Consider the following 19,126-nt stretch of genomic DNA (forward strand, 5'->3'; position numbering starts at 1 on the left):
ATAGTGTACATCTCTCTTATAGCCTCTTCAGTTAAACCAGTTTCTTTAGCAGATATACTCACAGCCTCATCATAATTATTTTCTATATAATTTAAAACTTCTCTCTCAGCATTGATAAACTCATCTGCTAGTACCTTATTTTCATTATAAAATTTCTCGCTTACAGCAACAACAATAGAAGCATCTACCAATCCCTCTCCTGTAGTTACAACATTATAACCATCTTTTATCATATTATAAGCAGAAGGACCAGCAAGCAAAGCCATATCTACAGCCCCGCCTACTAAAGCAGCCTGAGATTCTGGTATACCCATAGAAATGAATTCTATATCGCTTTCCTTTAATCCTAATGTATTTAAATAAGCAGACAAAAGTTCATGAAGTATAGTACCTTTAGGACCAGCAACCTTCTTACCTCTCATATCATCAGCATTTGATATAGTAGTACCCTTTTTAGAAAATAATGTAAAAGCTTTAGGAGATTTACTGTACATATTAAGAATTTTTATATCAAGTCCATTTGCATATGCTAATATCACAGATGTAGCACCTACTGCATATAAAAATTGAATATCGCCAGATGCCAATGCCTGAGTTTGCTCTGGTCCTGTTGTAAGTTCTGAATATGTTACTGGAAGATTATATTTACTGAATGAATTACTGAATATCATTTTTTCTTTTTCAACTATTGAAGGTACATTCAAAGGAGATTTAACATATGTTACCGCTATTTTTTTAGCATTAAAATTAGTTTGGGAATTGTCAGAAGTTTTATTTCTGCTGCATGACAAAATAAATAAAATTGTAAATAATGATACTATAAGCTTTAAATAAAAATTATTTCTCATTTTTTATACTCCTTAAAATTATAATATATTCAATTCTTAATAGAATTTAAAATATCTTTTTTTATATTTATAAGTTCATCTGAAAGTATATTTCTTTTATATTCTATATTAGATAAATCATATTCCTTTTTTATTATTCCATTTTCAAATATTATAATTTTCTCACCCAAAATCAATGCCTCATCAATACTATGCGTTACAAATATAATAGACTTTTTATTTAATTTATAAATATTAATAATTTCATTTTGTAAAGTTTCTCTAGTAAAATAATCAAGAGAAGCAAAAGGCTCGTCCATAAGTATTATATCTCCGTCATTAGCTAAAGCACGTGCTATAGATACTCTTTGCATCATACCAAGCGATAATTGAGAAGGATAAGCCTTATCAAATCTATTCAATCCTATCATATCTATTAATTCATATATTTTATTTTCATCTTTTTTATTTTTATTCATTGCAAAAGTGATATTATCAAAAACATTAAGCCATGGCATCAATCTAGGCTCTTGAAATACCATAGATATTTTAGCATTATTTTCTATAATAACATCTCCATTATCCGCTTTTTCAAGTCCTGATAATAATCTTAAAAAAGTAGTTTTTCCACATCCGCTTTTACCTAATATTATTGTAATTCCATTTTCAGCAGATTCAAAATTGATATTTTTAATAACATCTATTTTTTTATTATCAACTATAAAAGATTTTGATAAATTTAAAGTTTTAATTTTCAATATAAACTCCTTTAGAATAAGGAAGTTTTTTTATCAAATACGAAAAAATCATATCAAATAAATATCCCAAAACTCCTATAGTAATAATTCCAGCTATAACTCTATCAGACCTTGAAAGCTGCTGAGAATCAAGTATCATATATCCTAAACCGCTTGAAGCTGCTATCATTTCTGCACCTATTATAGCTCTAAAACTATATCCAAGCCCTATACGCATTCCAGCAAGTATACTAGGAAAAGCACTTGGAAGTATTATAAGAAAAAATATTTTCATTTTTGTAAGACCAAGAGAATATCCTACCTCTATAAGCTTTTTATCTACACTGCTTATAGCATGCCTAATATTAATAAATATAGGAAAAAATGCTGCCAATATGATAATAATTATCTTTGACTTCTCGCCTATACCAAACCATAATATTAATATTGCTATTAAACTTATAGGAGGCACATTTCTCATAAACTCTATTATATTTCTAAAATACTCAAATCTCTCAGGTTTTATACCAAGAAGCATTCCGAATATAAAGGCAAAAATAAATGCTATTGAAAAACCAACTATAACTCTCAAAAGACTTACATATATATTTTTTATCAAACTACCATTAACTATATCTATATAAAAAGCTCTTAAAACTCTTTGAGGAGAAGGCAGAACATAACTGCTCCATATATTAGTTTCGCTTGCCATAAACCATAGTATTAATATAAGTAGAAATATAATATTTTGTTTTATAAATCTCATAATTATAAAATTATACACTAATAATAAAAATAATAAATTAAATTAATAAAAATATTTATAAAATAGAACTTGATTTTTTTTTGATAATATGTTAATATTTATAGCAACTACCAGCTCGGGTGATGGAATTGGTAGACATAGCAGATTTAAAATCTGCTGGTCCTTGTGACCGTGCCGGTTCGATTCCGGCCCCGAGCAATTTCTAAAATGGAGTGAGTAAAGTTTGTAGCATATAAAAGCTATAAACTTTTTTTGTATATTAATTTATGGTAAATAATCACGATAAACTTTCTAAACAAAACTTAATAATATTAATAATAGGACTTGTAATATTTGCAATTAGTTTCCTATTTATAGCAATGGTAGGACAGCACCCTGAAGGTTTTATGGGCTTTTTGGCTCCTTTTACTATGCTTGTAGGTATTATAACTATAGTTGCAGGTTTTTTATATAAATCTAATTCATAATCATTTGCCGAAAAGTTTTTTATAAATATCCTCTTGTTCCTCTAAATGCACTACAAAACCAACCGCTACTTTATTTTCTGTTACATTTATAATCTTTCTTACATTTTCTTCTCTAAAGCCTCCACATAACTCTATGCAATCAATGCCTTCTTCTTTAAGTTCTTTTGCTATTTTACATGCTTCTTCTATATCTGAAACTCCTATTATTTGAGAAACTCCATTATGTATTGATGCTCTATCCTTATTACTGTCAAAAATTTTATCCATTATTAAATAAGCAAATTTCATGTTATAAACTCCTAAAAGTAATTATTATATTATAATATAATAATAAAAAAGCCCCAAGTATTACACTCAAGACTTTATTATATTTATTCTTATTTAGTTATTTGTCTGTAGTACTTAAAGCATTATCAATTCTAGTTTCAACACTGGCAATATCTTTAGCATCATAATCTTTAAGAGGTATTATATTTCTAATAGCCGCATAAACAGTAGGAACTATAACAAGAGTAAATAATGTAGAAACCGTTAATCCTCCAAGAACCGCTAATGATAAAGGCTGATACATCTCATTACCCTCTCCGCTTGATAATGCCATAGGAAGAAGTCCTAATATAGTAGTAAGAGAAGTCATAAGTACTGGTCTTAAGCGTCTAGGACCTGCAATTAAAGCTGCCTCATCTCCATTAATCCTTTTCTCATGCATAAGTTGATTCATATAGTCAATAAGTACAATACCATTATTAACTACAATACCAATAAGAACTATAACCCCTATTCCACTGTATACACTTAAAGTCTGACCTGTGATTAGAAGCAATATAATAGAACCTGCAAAACCAAATGGTATAGCAAGAGCTATTACAAAAGGTGCAATATATGATTCAAACTGACTAGCCATAATAGCATAAACTAATACTAAAGCCAAAAATAAAGCCTGTAAAAGCTGTCCGAATGCCTCCTGCATATCCTCATAATCCCCAGAATAAATTATAGTGAAACCTGCAGGTATAAATACCTTTTCATTTATAGCAGTTTGAATATCAGCCATTATTTTATTCATAGGACGCCCATATCCTGAAGCTGTTATAGATGTTATTCTGCTGTCATTTTTTCTCTCTATTTCAGTAGGAGCAAAATCTTTATTAACATAAGCAATAGCTGAAACAGGAACCATGCCATTAGGAGTATTTATAAGCATTCTTTTAACATCTTCTATATTAATTCTATCTTTTTCATTTAATCTTACTATAACATCAATATCAGTAACATCAGAATTATTAGGTGTCATTCTAGTTGCAGTAGTGCCTCCAAAACTAGTTTTAATAGAATTTGCAACTGTATTTATATTGATACCCATTTTTGAAGCCAAATCTCTATTTATTTTTACATTCAATTCAGGGCTTGAATCATTTTTCTTCATACGAACATCTCTAAGACCTGGAACATCCTGCAATGCCGATATTACACTATTAGCTAAATCACCAGCTCTCTCAAAATCTTCGCCTACTATATCTATATCAATACCGCTTGAATCTCCTCCGCCACTCATACCTGAAATACTATCAACATTTATTTTAGCAGGATAACTTGCCAATAATTTTCTTACTTCCTCAACATAAGTTTCTGTCTCTTTAGTTCTTCCTTCAGATTTATCTATAAGCTGAACTCTTATATCCGCTTTATTAGCATCAGAACCAGATTTTGTTCTAGTTTGAATTCTGCTTATATCTTTACCTATATGCTTAGTTATATCATCTCCCATTCTATCTACAAAAGAAGCTGTCTGCTCTTTTCTAGTACCTATAGGCATTTGTATACTTGCCCTTAATTGTCCTTCATCAGACTTTGGGAATCCTTCCTTACCTATAAATATTACACCTACTATTATAACGGCAAATACTGAGATTATAATGGGTATTAATATTCTTTTTTTATGATGTATAGAATAAGTTAATAACTTTTCATACATATAATTAACTTTAGAATGAAAATGCTTATCAAAAAATACTTCAAAACGGGTTAAAAATTTGGATTTTTTAGTAGTAATTAATCTTGCCCCAAGCATAGGAACTATTGTCAAAGCAACCGCTAAAGAAGCTATCATAGAAACGGTAACTGTAATACATAAATCTCTAAACATCTGACCAGTTTGACCTTCAACAAAAAGGAAAGGCAAAAATACCGCTATTGTTGTAAGCGTAGAAGCAGATATTGCAAGTGCCACTGTAGAAGTTCCATCTATAGCAGAGGAATACTTACCATAACCATTATTTCTATAGTAAAATATATTTTCAAGTACTACAATAGAATTATCAACCATCATACCAATACCAAGTACAAGTCCTGAAAGAGATATAATATTCAAAGTAGTACCGAAGAAATACATCAAAGTAAATGTAACAATAATAGACATAGGAATAGATATAGCTATGATAGATACTGTTCTCCAATTCCATAAATAAATCATTAATATTATAATGGCAAATAAACCACCCTGCCAAGCAGTATCAAGAACCCCCTTAATAGCCTTATTAACATTATCAGCACTATTAAATAATATTTCATATTTTACATCGCCAGGCAAATTAAGAGTATCAAGTCTCTTTTTTATAGCATCAGAAACAGCAACCGTATTTGCACCAGATTCTTTATTTATAGAAATTGTTACAGCAGGTGTTCCATTAACTTTAATAACATCTCCGTCCTCATCATAACCTTCATAAATTGTAGTCAATTCTCTAAGCCTTACTGGAGTATTATTACTTTTTAATGCCACAACAACATTTCCTATATCACTAACCGTTTTGAACTCTCCAGTAGTTCTTAAGGTATATTTATAAACACCTTCATAAGTTTCGCCACCTGATATATTCTGATTTTCCATAGCTAAAGTATTCACTATAGAATTAATATCAAGTCCATAAGCCTGAAGTCTATTCATATCAACATCAACTTTAATCTGTGTTTTAAGACCTCCCATAATCTCAGCCCTAGCAACACCTCCAACCTGTTCTATACTAGTTAATATTTGATTATCTACAAGATTATATAATGCTGATAAATTTTCTGTTCCGTAAAAGGATACATCCATAACAGGTATATTTGAAGTAGAAAATTTATATACCGCAGGACTTTCAGCATCATCAGGCAATGCCTTTCTCACTCTATCTATAGCCTCTCTAATATCTGCCGTAGCAGAAGCTAAATCACTTCCCCAGTTAAATTCAACGAAAACGCTAGACCATTCCTGTTCCGATGATGAACTTACTTCTTTTATATTATTAACAGAAGAAACTGCTCCTTCTATAAGTTTAGAAACTGATTTTTCAACTTCCTCAGGACCTGCATTTTTATATTCTGTTCTTATACTTATGAAAGGCAATTCCAAATCAGGTAAAAAATCTACAGGAAGTCTAGATAAACTAACAGCTCCAAGTATAACAACAGCAATTATACCCATAAAAACAGCTACAGGTCTTTTTACTATCAATTCAATAAAACTTCTCATAATCGCTCCTTAAATATATAAAATTAACCGCCGACCGAATATATACTATTATCAGTACTATTAGAAGCATTTTGTGTATTATTAGTTTTTTCAGATGTATTTTCTTTCTTATCATCAGAATTAGGCTTGGCTGTTAAAGTATTTTGTTTAGGTTTCTGAGGCAATGCTGCATTAGGTTTTGATGCTGAAACATTAGACTTCGTATTTTCAGCATTAGTGACTTTTAAAGGCGATACTGTATTAGTTTGTGAAGATGCAACTGCAGTAGGAGGAGTAATATATTCCAATATTGTAGGATCATTTTCTATTCTATTAACTAATGATCCATTTCTTAAAAATTCGCGTCCGAACATTACAACTTCTTCACCCTCTTCAAGACCGCCACTTAAAGCAACTTTATCTTTAGATGTGAACAATACATTAACTTCTCTAGTATATGCTCTGTATTTCGTACTATTAGAAGAACTTACAGCATTTAACTCTGAAGGTGGATTATTGGAATTATCTTCCTTTACTATATATACATAATTTTTCCCTAAATCATCGCTGAACATAGCACTATTTGGTATAACAAATACATTATCAGCAGAATTTAAAAGTATCGATACATCAGAAAACATACCAGGTAAAAGAAGTCTTTCTTTATTATCTATCAAAGCCTTAACCATTAAAGTTCTTGTAGAAGGATTAACAGCATAATCTCTTTTTGTAATAACTGCTTCTATCTCTTTATTTGGGGCTGAAGGAACTCTTATTAAAACCTTCTGTCCTAAAAATATACCTGAAATAGAACGTTCTGGAACTTGTATTTCAACTTCCAATTTACTAATATCTGCAACATTGGCTATAGGAGTTGATGCTGCTATAGATGACCCCACTGCTAAATATGTAGTTGTTACATATCCTGATATAGGTGTTCTTGCGGGGGCATATGCATAATTTGCCCCTATAACAAATCTGTCAATTAAAGCTATAGTATCCCCTTTATTTACAAAACTTCCCTCATATTTCAATATATTAGCTATTTTTCCAGGAACATCTGATGATATTTCCACCTCTTTTATAGCTTTAATTTCAGCTGAAAGATCTAAATACTCATCTAAAGGCTGTTTGATAGGAGCTGCTACTAAAACACTTATAGCATTTTCTTTTTTCTTTAAATCTGCCTGCTTCTTTTTACATGAAACAAGCATAATAGAAATGCATAATAAAATAACTATAACAATTTTCACATCTGATTTTTTTATCATCATAATCTCCTTAAGCACCTAAAAGTTTTAATATTTGCAAAGTGCTTGAAAAATATTCATATATGGCTTGTAAATATGCAAGCTGGGCATTTAAATAAGTAACTTCCGCATCATTAACTTCAAGCGTAGATATAGTACCGCCTCTGTATTGTCTTTGTGCCATTTGCAATGCATAAGCTGCCGTTTTGGCATTTTCAGCCTGAGACTCTAAATTTAATGCCTGAGATTTTGCTGTAGAAATTAAATCTCTGCTGTTTATCTCTATAGTATCTCTTAATTGCTCATAATTTATTTCCATTTGCCTTATACTAAGTTCTATCTCTTCTGCCCCTTTGGCTGTCGAAGAAAAAGGTAAAAGAGAATCAAGAGCATAATTAAGTGAAAAACCTACACCCCAATTGAATTCGCCTTCTCTATTTTTTTTGAAAGTGCCGTTTTCTAATTTTATTTTATCTATAGTACTGATTCCTACATTGGCACTTGCAGATAATGTAGGCCATAAATAACTTCTTGCTACTCGTCTATTATACTCTAACATTTTTAAATTGCTACCCATACTCTTTAATTCTATATTATTATTCATTATAATAGTAAGTAAATCATCAAAAGGTATATCAGGTATTGATATATTTGTAGCATCCAATATACTTCCTACTAAATCAACTTCATCTGCAACATTTGTTAGACCTATTTGTCTTATAAAGGTTAATTTTAAACTCTGATATTGATTACTTAATGTTATAACTTGAGGTTTGGTACTTTCATACTGCACTTTTGAATTTAGATATTCATATTCTGATACCTGACCATTTCTGTACTTTAAATATGTTTCTCTCATTCTATTACTATAATTGAGTTGCTGCTGTACATATACTTTATAATTTTCCTGAGCTACAAAAGTGTTATAGAAATTTAATTTTGTATTTAAATCTACATTTAATTTCTCATCATAATATATATCCTTCTTCATCTGCAAATTAACATCTCTAGCCCTATCCGTATTCCAATTTCTAAAGCCTGTAAATAATGCCTTTGATAAAGAAGCTGATGCATTCCAAGTATCTGGACTTGAATATATTCCTGTAGAAATATCATTGATAGTATACTCTTTAGATTGTGCTAAATTTAATCCACCACTTACAGTTAAAGAAGGTAAAAATAAATCTGAAAAAGATGCTTCTTTCTGTACCTGTGCTATACGAACATCATATTCCGCCTGCTTTAATGTTTTATCATAATCAAAAGCCATAATTAAAGCATCTTCTAAAGTTATAGATATTTTATTAATTTCTGAAACTTTATTCGTTTCATTTAAATCTTCCGTAAAATTTGTATCTTGAGAATATAAAATTAAACTAAATATTAAACTTAAAATTAAACTAGCATAGAATTTCACAATCCACTCCTGTATAATTTTATCATATTTTTTAAAGTTATGAAATCTCGTATTATAAACTTACAAATTAAAAATATCAAGTTATTAGATGAATAAATACAGAAATAGTTCCTGATACTTTTATAAATTTAATATAAAGAATATTAATATAAAAAATAAAATAATAATTTAACTTTATACATTTTTTACAAATTTCAATATTATATATGCATTTTCGTATCTTTATAAAATTTTACTTAATAAATCGAAAACAGATTCATCTATATGAGAAGCTTTTTGAATTTCTTCTATTGATAGATTAAAATTCACAAGCACTTTATTCTCATCTATTTTGTACATATATGCAATAGATTTTGATAAATGCTCTATTTCTATAGGGCTTAAATTTGTAAATGCATATCTAAAGTTAGGCAAAATTTCTATAAATTTATCTTCATCTAATTTTTTTATAATATTATCTATAGTTTTTAGAATACTGTCATTAATAAATAATATATCCCTAGCAGCTAATAGTATACCATTTAAAAAATATGAAGCAGCTTCACTGTCAGATGATTCTAAAAAACTCGATACTATATAAGAAAACTCATCAGCACTTAATCTTCCAGATTTATACTTAATAGAAAGACATACGGCATATATATGAGAACTTCCGAATGTATTATCGATCATAGAATCTATTTTTTCATTAAATATATCTATATCGCAAAAGTGAGGATTTTCTAATGTAAATGAATATAAATTCTTTATATAATATGAATTCTTTAAAGCTTCTTCCTCTTTCATTTTTTTCATAGATTCCATATTAATAACAGCAAGTATAAATGTCTGTTTAGATAAAGATTCTACCGCAGGCATAATATTATAATCATCAAATAGATCTTTTCTCTCTTTAGATAAATTATCATTGATAGCTTCCATATTAATTAAATATGATAAATTATTCAAACAAGAACATAAACTTATAAAATTACTGTCATTCAATATAATTTCTTCTATTTTTTTATAATTATCTATAAAAAAGCTGTAAATACCCATAACATTAGCTTCTATCATAAGTTTTGAAACTTCATTAGAATCTATATTACCAATAAGTTTACCCACTATAACATTTCCTGCAAGCTCCTCTATAGTTACACCATATACAGATTTATCTATTAAAGAAGATTCAATAGAAGTTTTATATTCATATTTCCAAATCTCCCTAGCCAAGTTTTTATTAACCTTATTCACATAATCAGGTCCTCTTTCCAATTTACAAAAACCAACATCTAAAAAATGCATCTTATGAAAAAATTTACTCTTTTCAAAATGACTCTTATCTTTTACTATATCAAGTACAGATTCTATTTCCTGAGTCTTATCAATTTTTATTCGATATTCCTTACATTTATTTCTAAAATCTATTATCACAGGAGGAACGATACTTTTTGAAGATACCTTTCCATTTGCAACACCAGAAAGAAGTTTCAGCATCAAATCAATATTACTTGTATTCTCCAAAGATATGTCGCCTTTAACAAAAGAACTTTTAGCTGCATCTATAAGTTCATAAACACCAGCAGAATGCTTGCCTCTTAATTTTGCAAGATTAATTGCCATATAATAAGCATTTATACAATCTGGTATACTCACATTATGATTATGCCTATCTATATTTGAAGCCTTTATTATAAATGACATAACAACATTTAAAAAAATATTTTCAATATTATTTTTTTTATTTTCAGTTTTTTCAAGCTCTTTATAAACTAAATCATAAAATGCAGGAAACTCTATACCTGCCCTATATCCCTTTCTAGCATCAGCTTCTTCAAATGAATAGGGTATTAAATAATTTGCTGTATTTGAAACTATATACTTCTTCAATGATTTATACTCTTTATCTAATATTTTATTATCTTTTTCATTTTCTTTTAATTTATCTATTATGCCTCTAGTATGAAAACTTCCTGTAACAACCAAAACTCTATTATATTTTTCCAAAGCGTCTTTAATATTTTTAGCCATTACATATTCTCTGTTTCTAGTTTCAAAATCTTCATCTTCTATCAAACGCATATAATAGCCCAAAGCATAAATGCTCTTCATAAAATCTCTGCTTTCTTTAACTATTCCATTTATTTCAAAATCTCTTTCCCAAAGTTCTGCAAAGGTTCTAAGTCCAGATTTTTTTGTAAGCTCTACTGTATAGGCATTTATATTAAATTTATTATCATCATTATCATATACTGATATGAGTTTATTTATATTTTCTTCAGAGTTTTCTATCATAGAAGCATAATTCATATCTATAAAAGAACAATGAACTTTATTTTTTAATGCTTCTTTTATAGCAGTAAACTCTGGCGAATAATTCAAAAAAGGATAATAACATCTATACTTTTCATTGTACTTATCAACATAACTAGAATAAATACAAAAAGGAGCTTTAGTCTCCTCCTCAATCATATACTTCATCAAGTCATTACAATCATTCGGACCTTCTATAAGAACTGCATCAGGATTAAACTCTGCAAAAATTTTCTTCAAATGATATGAGCATGCAGGAGAATGGTGTCTTATAGGAAAGAATATTATATTATCTTTTATACTTTCTTGAAAACAATCATCAAAATTTATATTATCTTTTATACTGTCTTTATTATTTTTACTTGCTTTTTTCATTATTCAAAATCCTCAAACAACGAAAAATATTTTACTATAAAAACAGCATAATGCAATAATTAGAAATTAACTGCAATTATACTATATCATCTAAAAGATAATAAAGTCATATAAATTTATCTAATTCATCAACCGCACGCAGAATGAGTCTAAAAATATAGATTTATTTGAAATTGAAGTTATACAATATTATAAAATTGATTAACCGTGCGTTAAAGAGATTTTAAATTTAATAAACACTTGGGTGGGTGCTTTATTTTCTGATTTAAACTAAAAAACAAATAAAGTTTAATATTCCCGTATAAAACAATAAATATAAAGGGCTGGGTTTTAAAATAAATTTTTCATACTCAATCAATTATCTGTTTTTTCTGATGAATCGGATTTATCATCTTGAATAATTATTTTATCTATTACTTCTTTAAATTTATTATATTGTTTACTATAGTCTTCTTCATTTATATTTTTGTATTCTGTGATTAATGATAGAGCTTCATAATTATTTCCAAGATAATAAAAAACCAATCCTTTATAAAATTTTGAATCTTTATAATCTATAGCAGTATCAAAATCTTTTATACATTCCTGATATTTCTTAGTATTAAATAGACAAATACCTCTGAGATAATAAAGTTCATTGTCTTTATTATTCGTTATTAATTTAGAAATATATTTTTGTGCCTTCTGAAAATTATTTAATTTCATAAAACAAATAATTATTTTCTTTTTTATTTTTAAATCATCAGTTTTTAATTCTTCGTAAATCTTTAAAGCTCTTTTATAATCTTCCAAAGAGAAAAGATAATCAGCCTTTTTTAATTTCAATTCTTCTATATAATCACTCTCAAATAAATCATGTATTTTTAATATATCATCTATACAGCTTATAATATTTTTATAATTATTTAATTTTTCTAAAGCTGCCAATTTATTTTTTAATGAATCAATATTTTTATTATCAAATTTTAATGCTTTATCAAAACATTCTATAGCTTCTTCATATCTGCCTAATTGACGCAAAGCAACTCCTTTATTAAAATAAGCATAAGCATAAGCATTTTTATCATCTAATTCTAATCTTTTATCAAAACATTCTATAGCTTCTTCATATCTGCCTAATTGACGTAAAGCAACTCCTTTATTAAAATAAGCATAAGCATTTTTATCATCTAATTCTAATCCTTTATCAAAACATTCTATAGCTTCTTCATATCTGTCTAATCTCAATAAAGCAATTCCTTTACAATTATAAGCATCAATATTTTTATTATCTAATTCTAATACCTTATCAAGACATTCTATAGCTTCTTCATATCTGTCTAATTGACCTAAAGCAATTCCTTTATCATTATAAGCAGCAGTATTTTTATCATCTAATTCTAATACCTTATCAAAACATTCTATAGCTTCTTCATATCTGCCTAATACTAATAAAGCCTCTCCTTTAGTAAAATAAGCAGTAGTATTTTTATTATCTAATTCTAATCCTTTATCAAAACATTCTATAGCTTCTTCATATCTGCCTAATTCACATAAAGCAACTCCTTTACCATTATAAGCAGTAGTATTTTTATCATCTAATTCTAATGCTTTATCAAAACATTCTATAGCTTCTTCATATCTGCCTAATTCACATAAAGCAACTCCTTTATCATTATAAGCATAAGCATTTTTATCATCTAATTCTAATCCTTTATCAAAACATTCTATAGCTTCTTCATATCTGCCTGATTTTAATAACCTCACTCCTTCAGTATTATAAGCAGCAATATTTTTATAATCCATAATTTCATTACCTCTAATATTTAATACTTATATTATACATGATTTAGAAATAACTTGAAAGTAAAAAATATACCATATAAAATCTTGAAAAAATACATCTTTATAATATAATAATAAGAACTTGACTATAGGATATATTGTTTATGAAATATTTGTTAATTCTTTTTCTTCCTATTATACTATTCTCTTGCTATAACAATAATAACAATAATAAAGAATCAAATAATAATGCAGATAAAGCAACTATAAATTTAGATGACAGTACAGATAATAATATAAATAAAACAAAAGAATTAAAAACTACAGATAATGAAGAAAATAATTCATCAATAAATACAAATGAAACAGAAGAAACAACATATTATTCATATACAGATGAAGAAATTATAGATTTTATAGAATCAGGAGATTTAGAAACAATCAAAAAATTAATCGAATCAAAAAGTTTAGATGTTAATTATAATTTAACTATAGATGAATATTCCAAGTCAACACCTTTAATACAAGCTATAAAATATAAGCAAACTGATATCATAAATTATTTATTAGAAAACAATGCAGATGTTAATTTAACTTTAGGATATTATACTCCATTAATAGAAGCTATGTATGATGAAGAACTTGTTCGTAAACTTATAGATTTAGGGGCAGATGTCAATTTACCTGCTGAACTTACAAGCTCTACTCCTCTTATAGCTAGTATTCATAATATTACTATAACAGAGCTTTTAATTGAAAAAGGTGCTGATATTGAAGCAAAAGATGATGACGGTATTAATGCTTTAGTTTATGCTGTTTCTTATAACAAAGAAGATATAGTAAAATTGTTACTTGAGAAAGGTGCCGATGCCAATACAGTATGTGAAATAGAAAATGAACATATTGATATATCCCCTACTCCTTTAATGAATGCTGCTTATAGAGGGAATACTAATATAATAAATATGTTATTAGAAAATGGTGCTGATATTAATTATACCACTGATTTTGGAATGACCGCTTTGATGATGGCTGCTAGTTATAATCAATTTGAAGTTGCAAAAATGCTTTTAGAAAATAATGCTGATACTTCTGTAACTAATACATATGGCTATACTGCACTTGATTTGGCAAAATCAGAAGATTATAAGAATATAGTTGAGCTTCTTGAAAAATATTAAAAATATAATTAATATTCTTTTTTATAAATAATTTGTCCGTACTTTTTTATATCGTTTATTAATTCTTCATTTTCTATATCATTAGAAGAAAGCACATCAAATTTTAAAAGTGTAGGAAGTTCTGATAATTCTTCTTTTAATCTCTCGCAAAATAACAAATCAAACTCACCTACTACAGCTAAATCTATATCCGAATTATATTTTTCTTTATCCATTGCCCTAGAACCGAACAGTATAACTTTTTCTATATTCTCATAAGAACTGCATATATTTTTTATCCCTTCTTTTATCTTTTCATCAAGCATTAATATTTATCCTATCAGTAATTTATTCTTTTCAAAAAGAAATTATATAATTCATTAAGTATTTTCAAATAATTATTTTCTATTCGTTTAATAATCTCTTTAAACTTCATAAAATCATAAGTATGTGAAAGTAAATTACGGCTTAACATCATATCAATAAATTCATCTTGACTCTTAATAATCTTTGTTGAATAAGCTTCTTTAAAAATGTTTCTTGGCGATATCTCTATATTATTTAAACTTCCATTGTATTCCAAATAATCTTTCAAAGTTTTCCAAGCTAATTCATAAGTATATTCAAATCTTTGAATAACTCCTTCCTGTTCTAATAATGATAATTCATTTATTTCTTTTTCTTCAAATACACTTTTAAGTAAATTAAATGCTTTTTCAAAATTGTTAAATCGCTGCTTCCAACGAATATTCTCTGACATAATATTTCCAAATCATTTTTTATTATGATTATACAATTAGAAATATAATTATCAAGCTAATATTTTTTTGTTCTCTCTCTAACCCCACCCTTTATACTTTCTAAATTTATCTGTCATTTTTGTATTATTTATCTTTTTTATTTTATCTCTATTTTCTAATTCCCACCCAAGCGAATTTTAAATTGAGAATCTATTCAACGCACGCAGAACGAAATTTATAATATATGCTCATTAATAATTATAATTTAAATAATAAATATAAATGCATTTACCGTGCGTTAATGGAATTCTAAATTTATAAAAAACTTGGGCGGGTGTGCTTTTTCTAAATTAAGCAAAAAAATTAATAAAAATTATAATATGTGAAAAAATAAAAAAGCATAAAGGGTGGGATCTCTATGCTTTAATTATTTTTTATTAATAATGTTATTTATAAAACATTAGCGGCAAGCTCTGCAAGCTGTGAACGCTCGCCTTTTTCAAGTGTAATAGTACCACTTAAAACCTCTCCTTTTGTTCTATCTATCAAATAAGTAAGTCCATTATTTCTTTCATCCAAATAAGGAGTATCTATCTGATGAATATCACCTGTGAAAACAATTTTTGTTCCTTCGCCTGCTCTGGTAATAATAGTTTTTATTTCATGAGGAGTAAGATTCTGTGCCTCATCTACTATAAAATATATTTTATTCAAACTTCTTCCTCTAATATATGCCAAAGGAGAAATTACTATCTTTTCATTTTCAAGCATTTTTTTTATATTCTTATTCTCATCACTGTTATCAGAGTGAATATGCTGTATTACTGAAAGATTATCAAATAAAGGCTGCATATAAGGATCCAATTTACTATTAACATCCCCAGGCAAGAAACCTAAATCCTTATTAGAAAGTGCCACAACAGGACGTGCTAAAAGTATCTGTCTGTACTCTCTTCTTTTTTCCAAAGCAGCAGCAAGAGCTAAAAGAGTTTTTCCAGTTCCAGCTTTACCCATTACAGTTACTAAAGGTATATTATTATCAAGAAGTACATCTAAAGCCATAGCCTGTTCCTCATTTCTAGGTTTTATTCCATAGGCATTTATCTCAGTATCAACATGAACTATTGTATTAGTATCCTCTTTATATTTTCCTATCACTGCCTCATCTTCTTCTTTAACTCTGTAGCAGAAATATGTATTAGGATAAATAGAATGTTCTCCCTTTACTGCTATCTCATTATTATCTTTAAGCTCTTTTATATAAACTTTGGCATTATCTCCTGATATACTTTCTATACCTGTAAATAATGAAGATATTGTTTCTATTTTATCAGTATTATAATCTTGAGTATCAATACCTAAACTTCTTGCTTTCATTCTCATATTAATATCTTTAGTTATGAGAATTACCCTTTGATTTGTACATTTTATATTATAAGCACAGGAAAGTATTTTATGATCTGGTATATTTCCTGAAAATATTTTTTTAAATTCATCTCGCTCTTCATTATTAACATCTACAAAAACCTTACTTTTATTATCAAGCAAAGCACCTCTTTTGAATATATCTTTAGTACCATGAGTTTCCTCATTTTTCTCAACTATAACATCAAGCTCTCTTATAAACTCTCTAGCATTAAAATTAATAGTATCGCTTCCTTTTTTGAATTTATCAACTTCTTCCAAAACTGTTATAGGTATTACTATATTAGTTTCTTCAAAAGAAAATATCGACTGAAAATCATGAAGTATAACATTTGTATCAAACACGAACACTTTTTTATTAGGTATAAAATTTTCTATCATCGCAAATCCTTTATAGATTATTATTTAAAGCATAATTTTATATTCTCATCTGTATTCATCATATATCTAATAAATACAATAAAATAAATGCTATATAATAAGTATGGTACAAAAGGATAAAAAAAGCAAATTCATTTTGATAGAACAATATTAAAGCTAAAAAAAGAATCAAGTAAATGAATATAGAAAACTTTATAAAATACTGCAAGAAGGTAATCTAATATCAAGCGAAGATAAAGAATTAATATAAGATTTATTATTTCTTTGGCTCTCTTTTTCAGTAGTATTCCTTTCTAACGGCAGTTAAAAAATATTGTAAAGCCCTAATTTCCATATATAACCCATAAAATCTTAATAATATAGAAATAAAAAAATAGTATAAAAATTATTTATTATTATCATCGGTTTTAAGTACACTTATAAATGCATCCTGAGGTATCTCAACATTACCAATAGCCTTCATACGCTTCTTACCCTCTTTTTGTTTTTCTAATAATTTTCTCTTTCTTGTAATGTCTCCTCCATAACATTTGGCAGTAACGTTCTTACGTAATGCACTTATATTTTCTCTTGCTATTATGCGTCCCCCAATTGCTGCCTGTAAAGGAATCTGAAACATATGTTTAGGAATAAGATGCTTTAACTTTTCTATTATCTGTCTGCCTCTAGTTTCAGCATTACTTTTATGCGACATAAACGATAATGCATCCACTACTTCGCCATGAACAAGTATATCAATTTTTTCTATTTGACTTTCTCTGAAATCTGAAAAATCATAATCGAATGAAGCATATCCTCTAGATATAGATTTTAATTTATCATAGAAATCGTATACAACTTCTATCAAAGGCAAGTCAAATTTAATTTCTGTCCTTTTATCATCTAAATAAGTTAATGAAGTTTGTGTACCTCTTCTGTCTATACAAAGAGAAATAATATTTCCCAAATAATCTGTAGGCACTATTATAAGAGCATTTATAAAAGGCTCATAACATTTTTCTATATACTGCCCAGAAGGAAAATCGGCAGGGTTATCAATAAGTTTCTCTTCGCCATTAGTAAGTTTTAATTTTACCTCTACGGAAGGACTTGTAATTACAAGATTAAGATTAAATTCTCTTTCAAGTCTCTCCTGAACAATCTCCAAATGCAAAAGCCCTAAAAATCCGCATCTGTATCCGAATCCTAAAGCAATGGATCTTTCAGGCTCATAAATCAAAGAAGCATCATTGAGTTTTAATTTCTCTAATGCCTTTTGTAAGTTTATATAATCTTCATCTTCAGCAGGGAAAATTCCTGCAAATACCATAGGAAGAACTTCTTTATAACCTATCAAAGGTTCATTGGAAGGATTTTCTTCTAATGTAATGGTATCACCTATTTTTATGTCGGATATATTTTTTATGCCAGCGATAATATATCCCACCTCTCCGCTTTTTAATTCATTTGCAGATTTAAGTCCAAGTAAAAGAGTTCCGCATTCTTCAATATCATACTCAGCTTTAGTTTCCATCAAAAGAAGTTTATCATTCTTTTTTATAGAGCCGTCAAATATTCTCACTATCATAACCGCCCCACGAAAAGGATCATAATAAGAATCAAATATCAATGCCCTAGTTTTTTTATTTGTATTATCTTTAGGTGCAGGTATCATCTTTACAACTGATTCAAGTATCTCATCTATACCTATATCATTTTTTGCACTTGCAAGTACAATATCTTCTTTATTCACGCCAAACTCTTTTTCCATTTGCTCCTTACAAAGTTCAATATTGGCAGCAGGCAAATCTATTTTATTAATAACAGGCACAATCTCCAAATTATTTTCAAAAGCAAGATAAAAGTTAGAAATAGTCTGAGCTTCAACCCCCTGAGCAGCATCAACTACTAATATAGCACCTTCGCATGCAGCAAGAGAACGAGAAACCTCATAATTAAAATCCACATGTCCTGGAGTGTCTATCAAATTAAGCGTATAAACCTCTCCGTCTTTAGCCTGATAAGATAATTTAACCGCTTGGCTTTTTATAGT

Annotated in this window: 15 protein-coding genes and 1 tRNA gene; 3 read left to right on the forward strand and 13 right to left on the reverse strand. The window is 28.0% G+C overall.

The features are described from left to right. The 3 genes from Q1J76_RS03980 to Q1J76_RS03990 form a co-directional block, all read right to left on the reverse strand. The coding region (locus Q1J76_RS03980; protein WP_300367151.1) for an ABC transporter substrate-binding protein at positions 1-848 on the reverse strand (848 nt) is incomplete at its 3' end. Between the two features lie 29 nt (positions 849-877). Next, positions 878-1,585 carry an ABC transporter ATP-binding protein gene (locus Q1J76_RS03985; protein WP_300367154.1) on the reverse strand — a complete coding sequence of 236 codons (708 nt, stop codon included), beginning with the start codon at positions 1,583-1,585 and terminating at the stop codon, positions 878-880. Then, on the reverse strand, positions 1,575-2,276 hold the full coding sequence (locus Q1J76_RS03990; protein WP_300367157.1) for an ABC transporter permease: 702 nt from the start codon (positions 2,274-2,276) through the stop codon (positions 1,575-1,577). The genes Q1J76_RS03985 and Q1J76_RS03990 overlap by 11 nt, the downstream gene beginning before the upstream one ends. A 167-nt stretch (positions 2,277-2,443) precedes the next feature. Between Q1J76_RS03990 and Q1J76_RS03995 the strand changes: the two genes are divergently transcribed. Together Q1J76_RS03995 and Q1J76_RS04000 are read left to right on the forward strand one after the other, a co-directional pair. Next, positions 2,444-2,528, forward strand: a tRNA-Leu gene (locus tag Q1J76_RS03995). Positions 2,529-2,596: 68 nt separating this feature from the next. Beyond that, a complete protein-coding gene (locus Q1J76_RS04000) occupies positions 2,597-2,797 on the forward strand; it encodes a hypothetical protein (protein WP_300367160.1) in 201 nt (66 codons plus the stop codon). Here Q1J76_RS04000 and Q1J76_RS04005 read toward each other — a convergent pair whose 3' ends face one another. The 6 genes from Q1J76_RS04005 to Q1J76_RS04030 form a co-directional block, all read right to left on the reverse strand. After that, positions 2,798-3,085, reverse strand: a complete 288-nt coding sequence (locus Q1J76_RS04005) for a DUF6506 family protein (RefSeq protein WP_300367163.1) — start codon at positions 3,083-3,085, stop codon at positions 2,798-2,800. Between the two features lie 97 nt (positions 3,086-3,182). Continuing rightward, positions 3,183-6,311: an efflux RND transporter permease subunit gene (locus tag Q1J76_RS04010; protein WP_300367166.1), complete on the reverse strand. Its 3,129-nt coding sequence runs from the start codon at positions 6,309-6,311 to the stop codon at positions 3,183-3,185. Positions 6,312-6,334: 23 nt separating this feature from the next. After that, entirely contained in the window at positions 6,335-7,561 is a 1,227-nt protein-coding gene (locus Q1J76_RS04015) for an efflux RND transporter periplasmic adaptor subunit (protein ID WP_300367169.1), read from the reverse strand. A 10-nt stretch (positions 7,562-7,571) separates the two neighbouring features. Beyond that, entirely contained in the window at positions 7,572-8,957 is a 1,386-nt protein-coding gene (locus Q1J76_RS04020; RefSeq protein WP_300367172.1) for a TolC family protein, read from the reverse strand. Positions 8,958-9,179: 222 nt separating this feature from the next. Further along, positions 9,180-11,624 carry a DUF5682 family protein gene (locus Q1J76_RS04025; protein ID WP_300367175.1) on the reverse strand — a complete coding sequence of 815 codons (2,445 nt, stop codon included), beginning with the start codon at positions 11,622-11,624 and terminating at the stop codon, positions 9,180-9,182. A 354-nt stretch (positions 11,625-11,978) separates the two neighbouring features. Then, positions 11,979-13,409 (reverse strand): tetratricopeptide repeat protein, encoded by a 1,431-nt coding sequence (locus tag Q1J76_RS04030; RefSeq protein WP_300367178.1) that lies wholly within the window; start codon positions 13,407-13,409, stop codon positions 11,979-11,981. A 143-nt stretch (positions 13,410-13,552) separates the two neighbouring features. On the opposite strand from Q1J76_RS04030, the gene Q1J76_RS04035 reads away from it, so the two are divergent. Further along, positions 13,553-14,569: an ankyrin repeat domain-containing protein gene (locus tag Q1J76_RS04035; RefSeq protein WP_300367181.1), complete on the forward strand. Its 1,017-nt coding sequence runs from the start codon at positions 13,553-13,555 to the stop codon at positions 14,567-14,569. 8 nt (positions 14,570-14,577) lie between these two features. Here the strand turns inward: Q1J76_RS04035 and Q1J76_RS04040 are convergent, their stop codons facing one another. The 4 genes from Q1J76_RS04040 to lepA all read right to left on the reverse strand — a co-directional run. Continuing rightward, on the reverse strand, positions 14,578-14,874 hold the full coding sequence (locus Q1J76_RS04040) for a nucleotidyltransferase domain-containing protein (RefSeq protein ID WP_300367184.1): 297 nt from the start codon (positions 14,872-14,874) through the stop codon (positions 14,578-14,580). A gap of 14 nt (positions 14,875-14,888) precedes the next feature. Then, the gene (locus Q1J76_RS04045; protein ID WP_300367186.1) at positions 14,889-15,308 is read right to left on the reverse strand and encodes a nucleotidyltransferase substrate binding protein; all 420 of its coding nucleotides are present in this window, start codon (positions 15,306-15,308) and stop codon (positions 14,889-14,891) included. Between the two features lie 430 nt (positions 15,309-15,738). Next, positions 15,739-17,094 carry a PhoH family protein gene (locus Q1J76_RS04050; RefSeq protein ID WP_300367189.1) on the reverse strand — a complete coding sequence of 452 codons (1,356 nt, stop codon included), beginning with the start codon at positions 17,092-17,094 and terminating at the stop codon, positions 15,739-15,741. A gap of 385 nt (positions 17,095-17,479) precedes the next feature. Beyond that, positions 17,480-19,126 (reverse strand): translation elongation factor 4 (gene lepA / locus Q1J76_RS04055; protein WP_300367192.1); only part of this gene is annotated, 1,647 nt, incomplete at its 5' end.

The organism is Brachyspira sp. (assembly GCF_029258575.1).
In the GTDB taxonomy this organism is placed as follows: Bacteria; Spirochaetota; Brachyspiria; order Brachyspirales; family Brachyspiraceae; genus Brachyspira.

Coding starts and splice junctions, on each gene's coding strand:
- Q1J76_RS04025 (WP_300367175.1), bottom strand. CDS start 11,624: ATGAAAAAAGCAAGTAAAAATAATAAAGACAGTATAAAAGATAATATA.
- Q1J76_RS04000 (WP_300367160.1), top strand. CDS start 2,597: ATGGTAAATAATCACGATAAACTTTCTAAACAAAACTTAATAATATTA.
- Q1J76_RS03990 (WP_300367157.1), bottom strand. CDS start 2,276: ATGGCAAGCGAAACTAATATATGGAGCAGTTATGTTCTGCCTTCTCCT.
- Q1J76_RS04015 (WP_300367169.1), bottom strand. CDS start 7,561: ATGATAAAAAAATCAGATGTGAAAATTGTTATAGTTATTTTATTATGC.
- Q1J76_RS04005 (WP_300367163.1), bottom strand. CDS start 3,085: ATGAAATTTGCTTATTTAATAATGGATAAAATTTTTGACAGTAATAAG.
- Q1J76_RS04035 (WP_300367181.1), top strand. CDS start 13,553: ATGAAATATTTGTTAATTCTTTTTCTTCCTATTATACTATTCTCTTGC.
- Q1J76_RS04040 (WP_300367184.1), bottom strand. CDS start 14,874: ATGCTTGATGAAAAGATAAAAGAAGGGATAAAAAATATATGCAGTTCT.
- Q1J76_RS04045 (WP_300367186.1), bottom strand. CDS start 15,308: ATGTCAGAGAATATTCGTTGGAAGCAGCGATTTAACAATTTTGAAAAA.
- Q1J76_RS04050 (WP_300367189.1), bottom strand. CDS start 17,094: ATGATAGAAAATTTTATACCTAATAAAAAAGTGTTCGTGTTTGATACA.
- Q1J76_RS04030 (WP_300367178.1), bottom strand. CDS start 13,409: ATGGATTATAAAAATATTGCTGCTTATAATACTGAAGGAGTGAGGTTA.
- Q1J76_RS04010 (WP_300367166.1), bottom strand. CDS start 6,311: ATGAGAAGTTTTATTGAATTGATAGTAAAAAGACCTGTAGCTGTTTTT.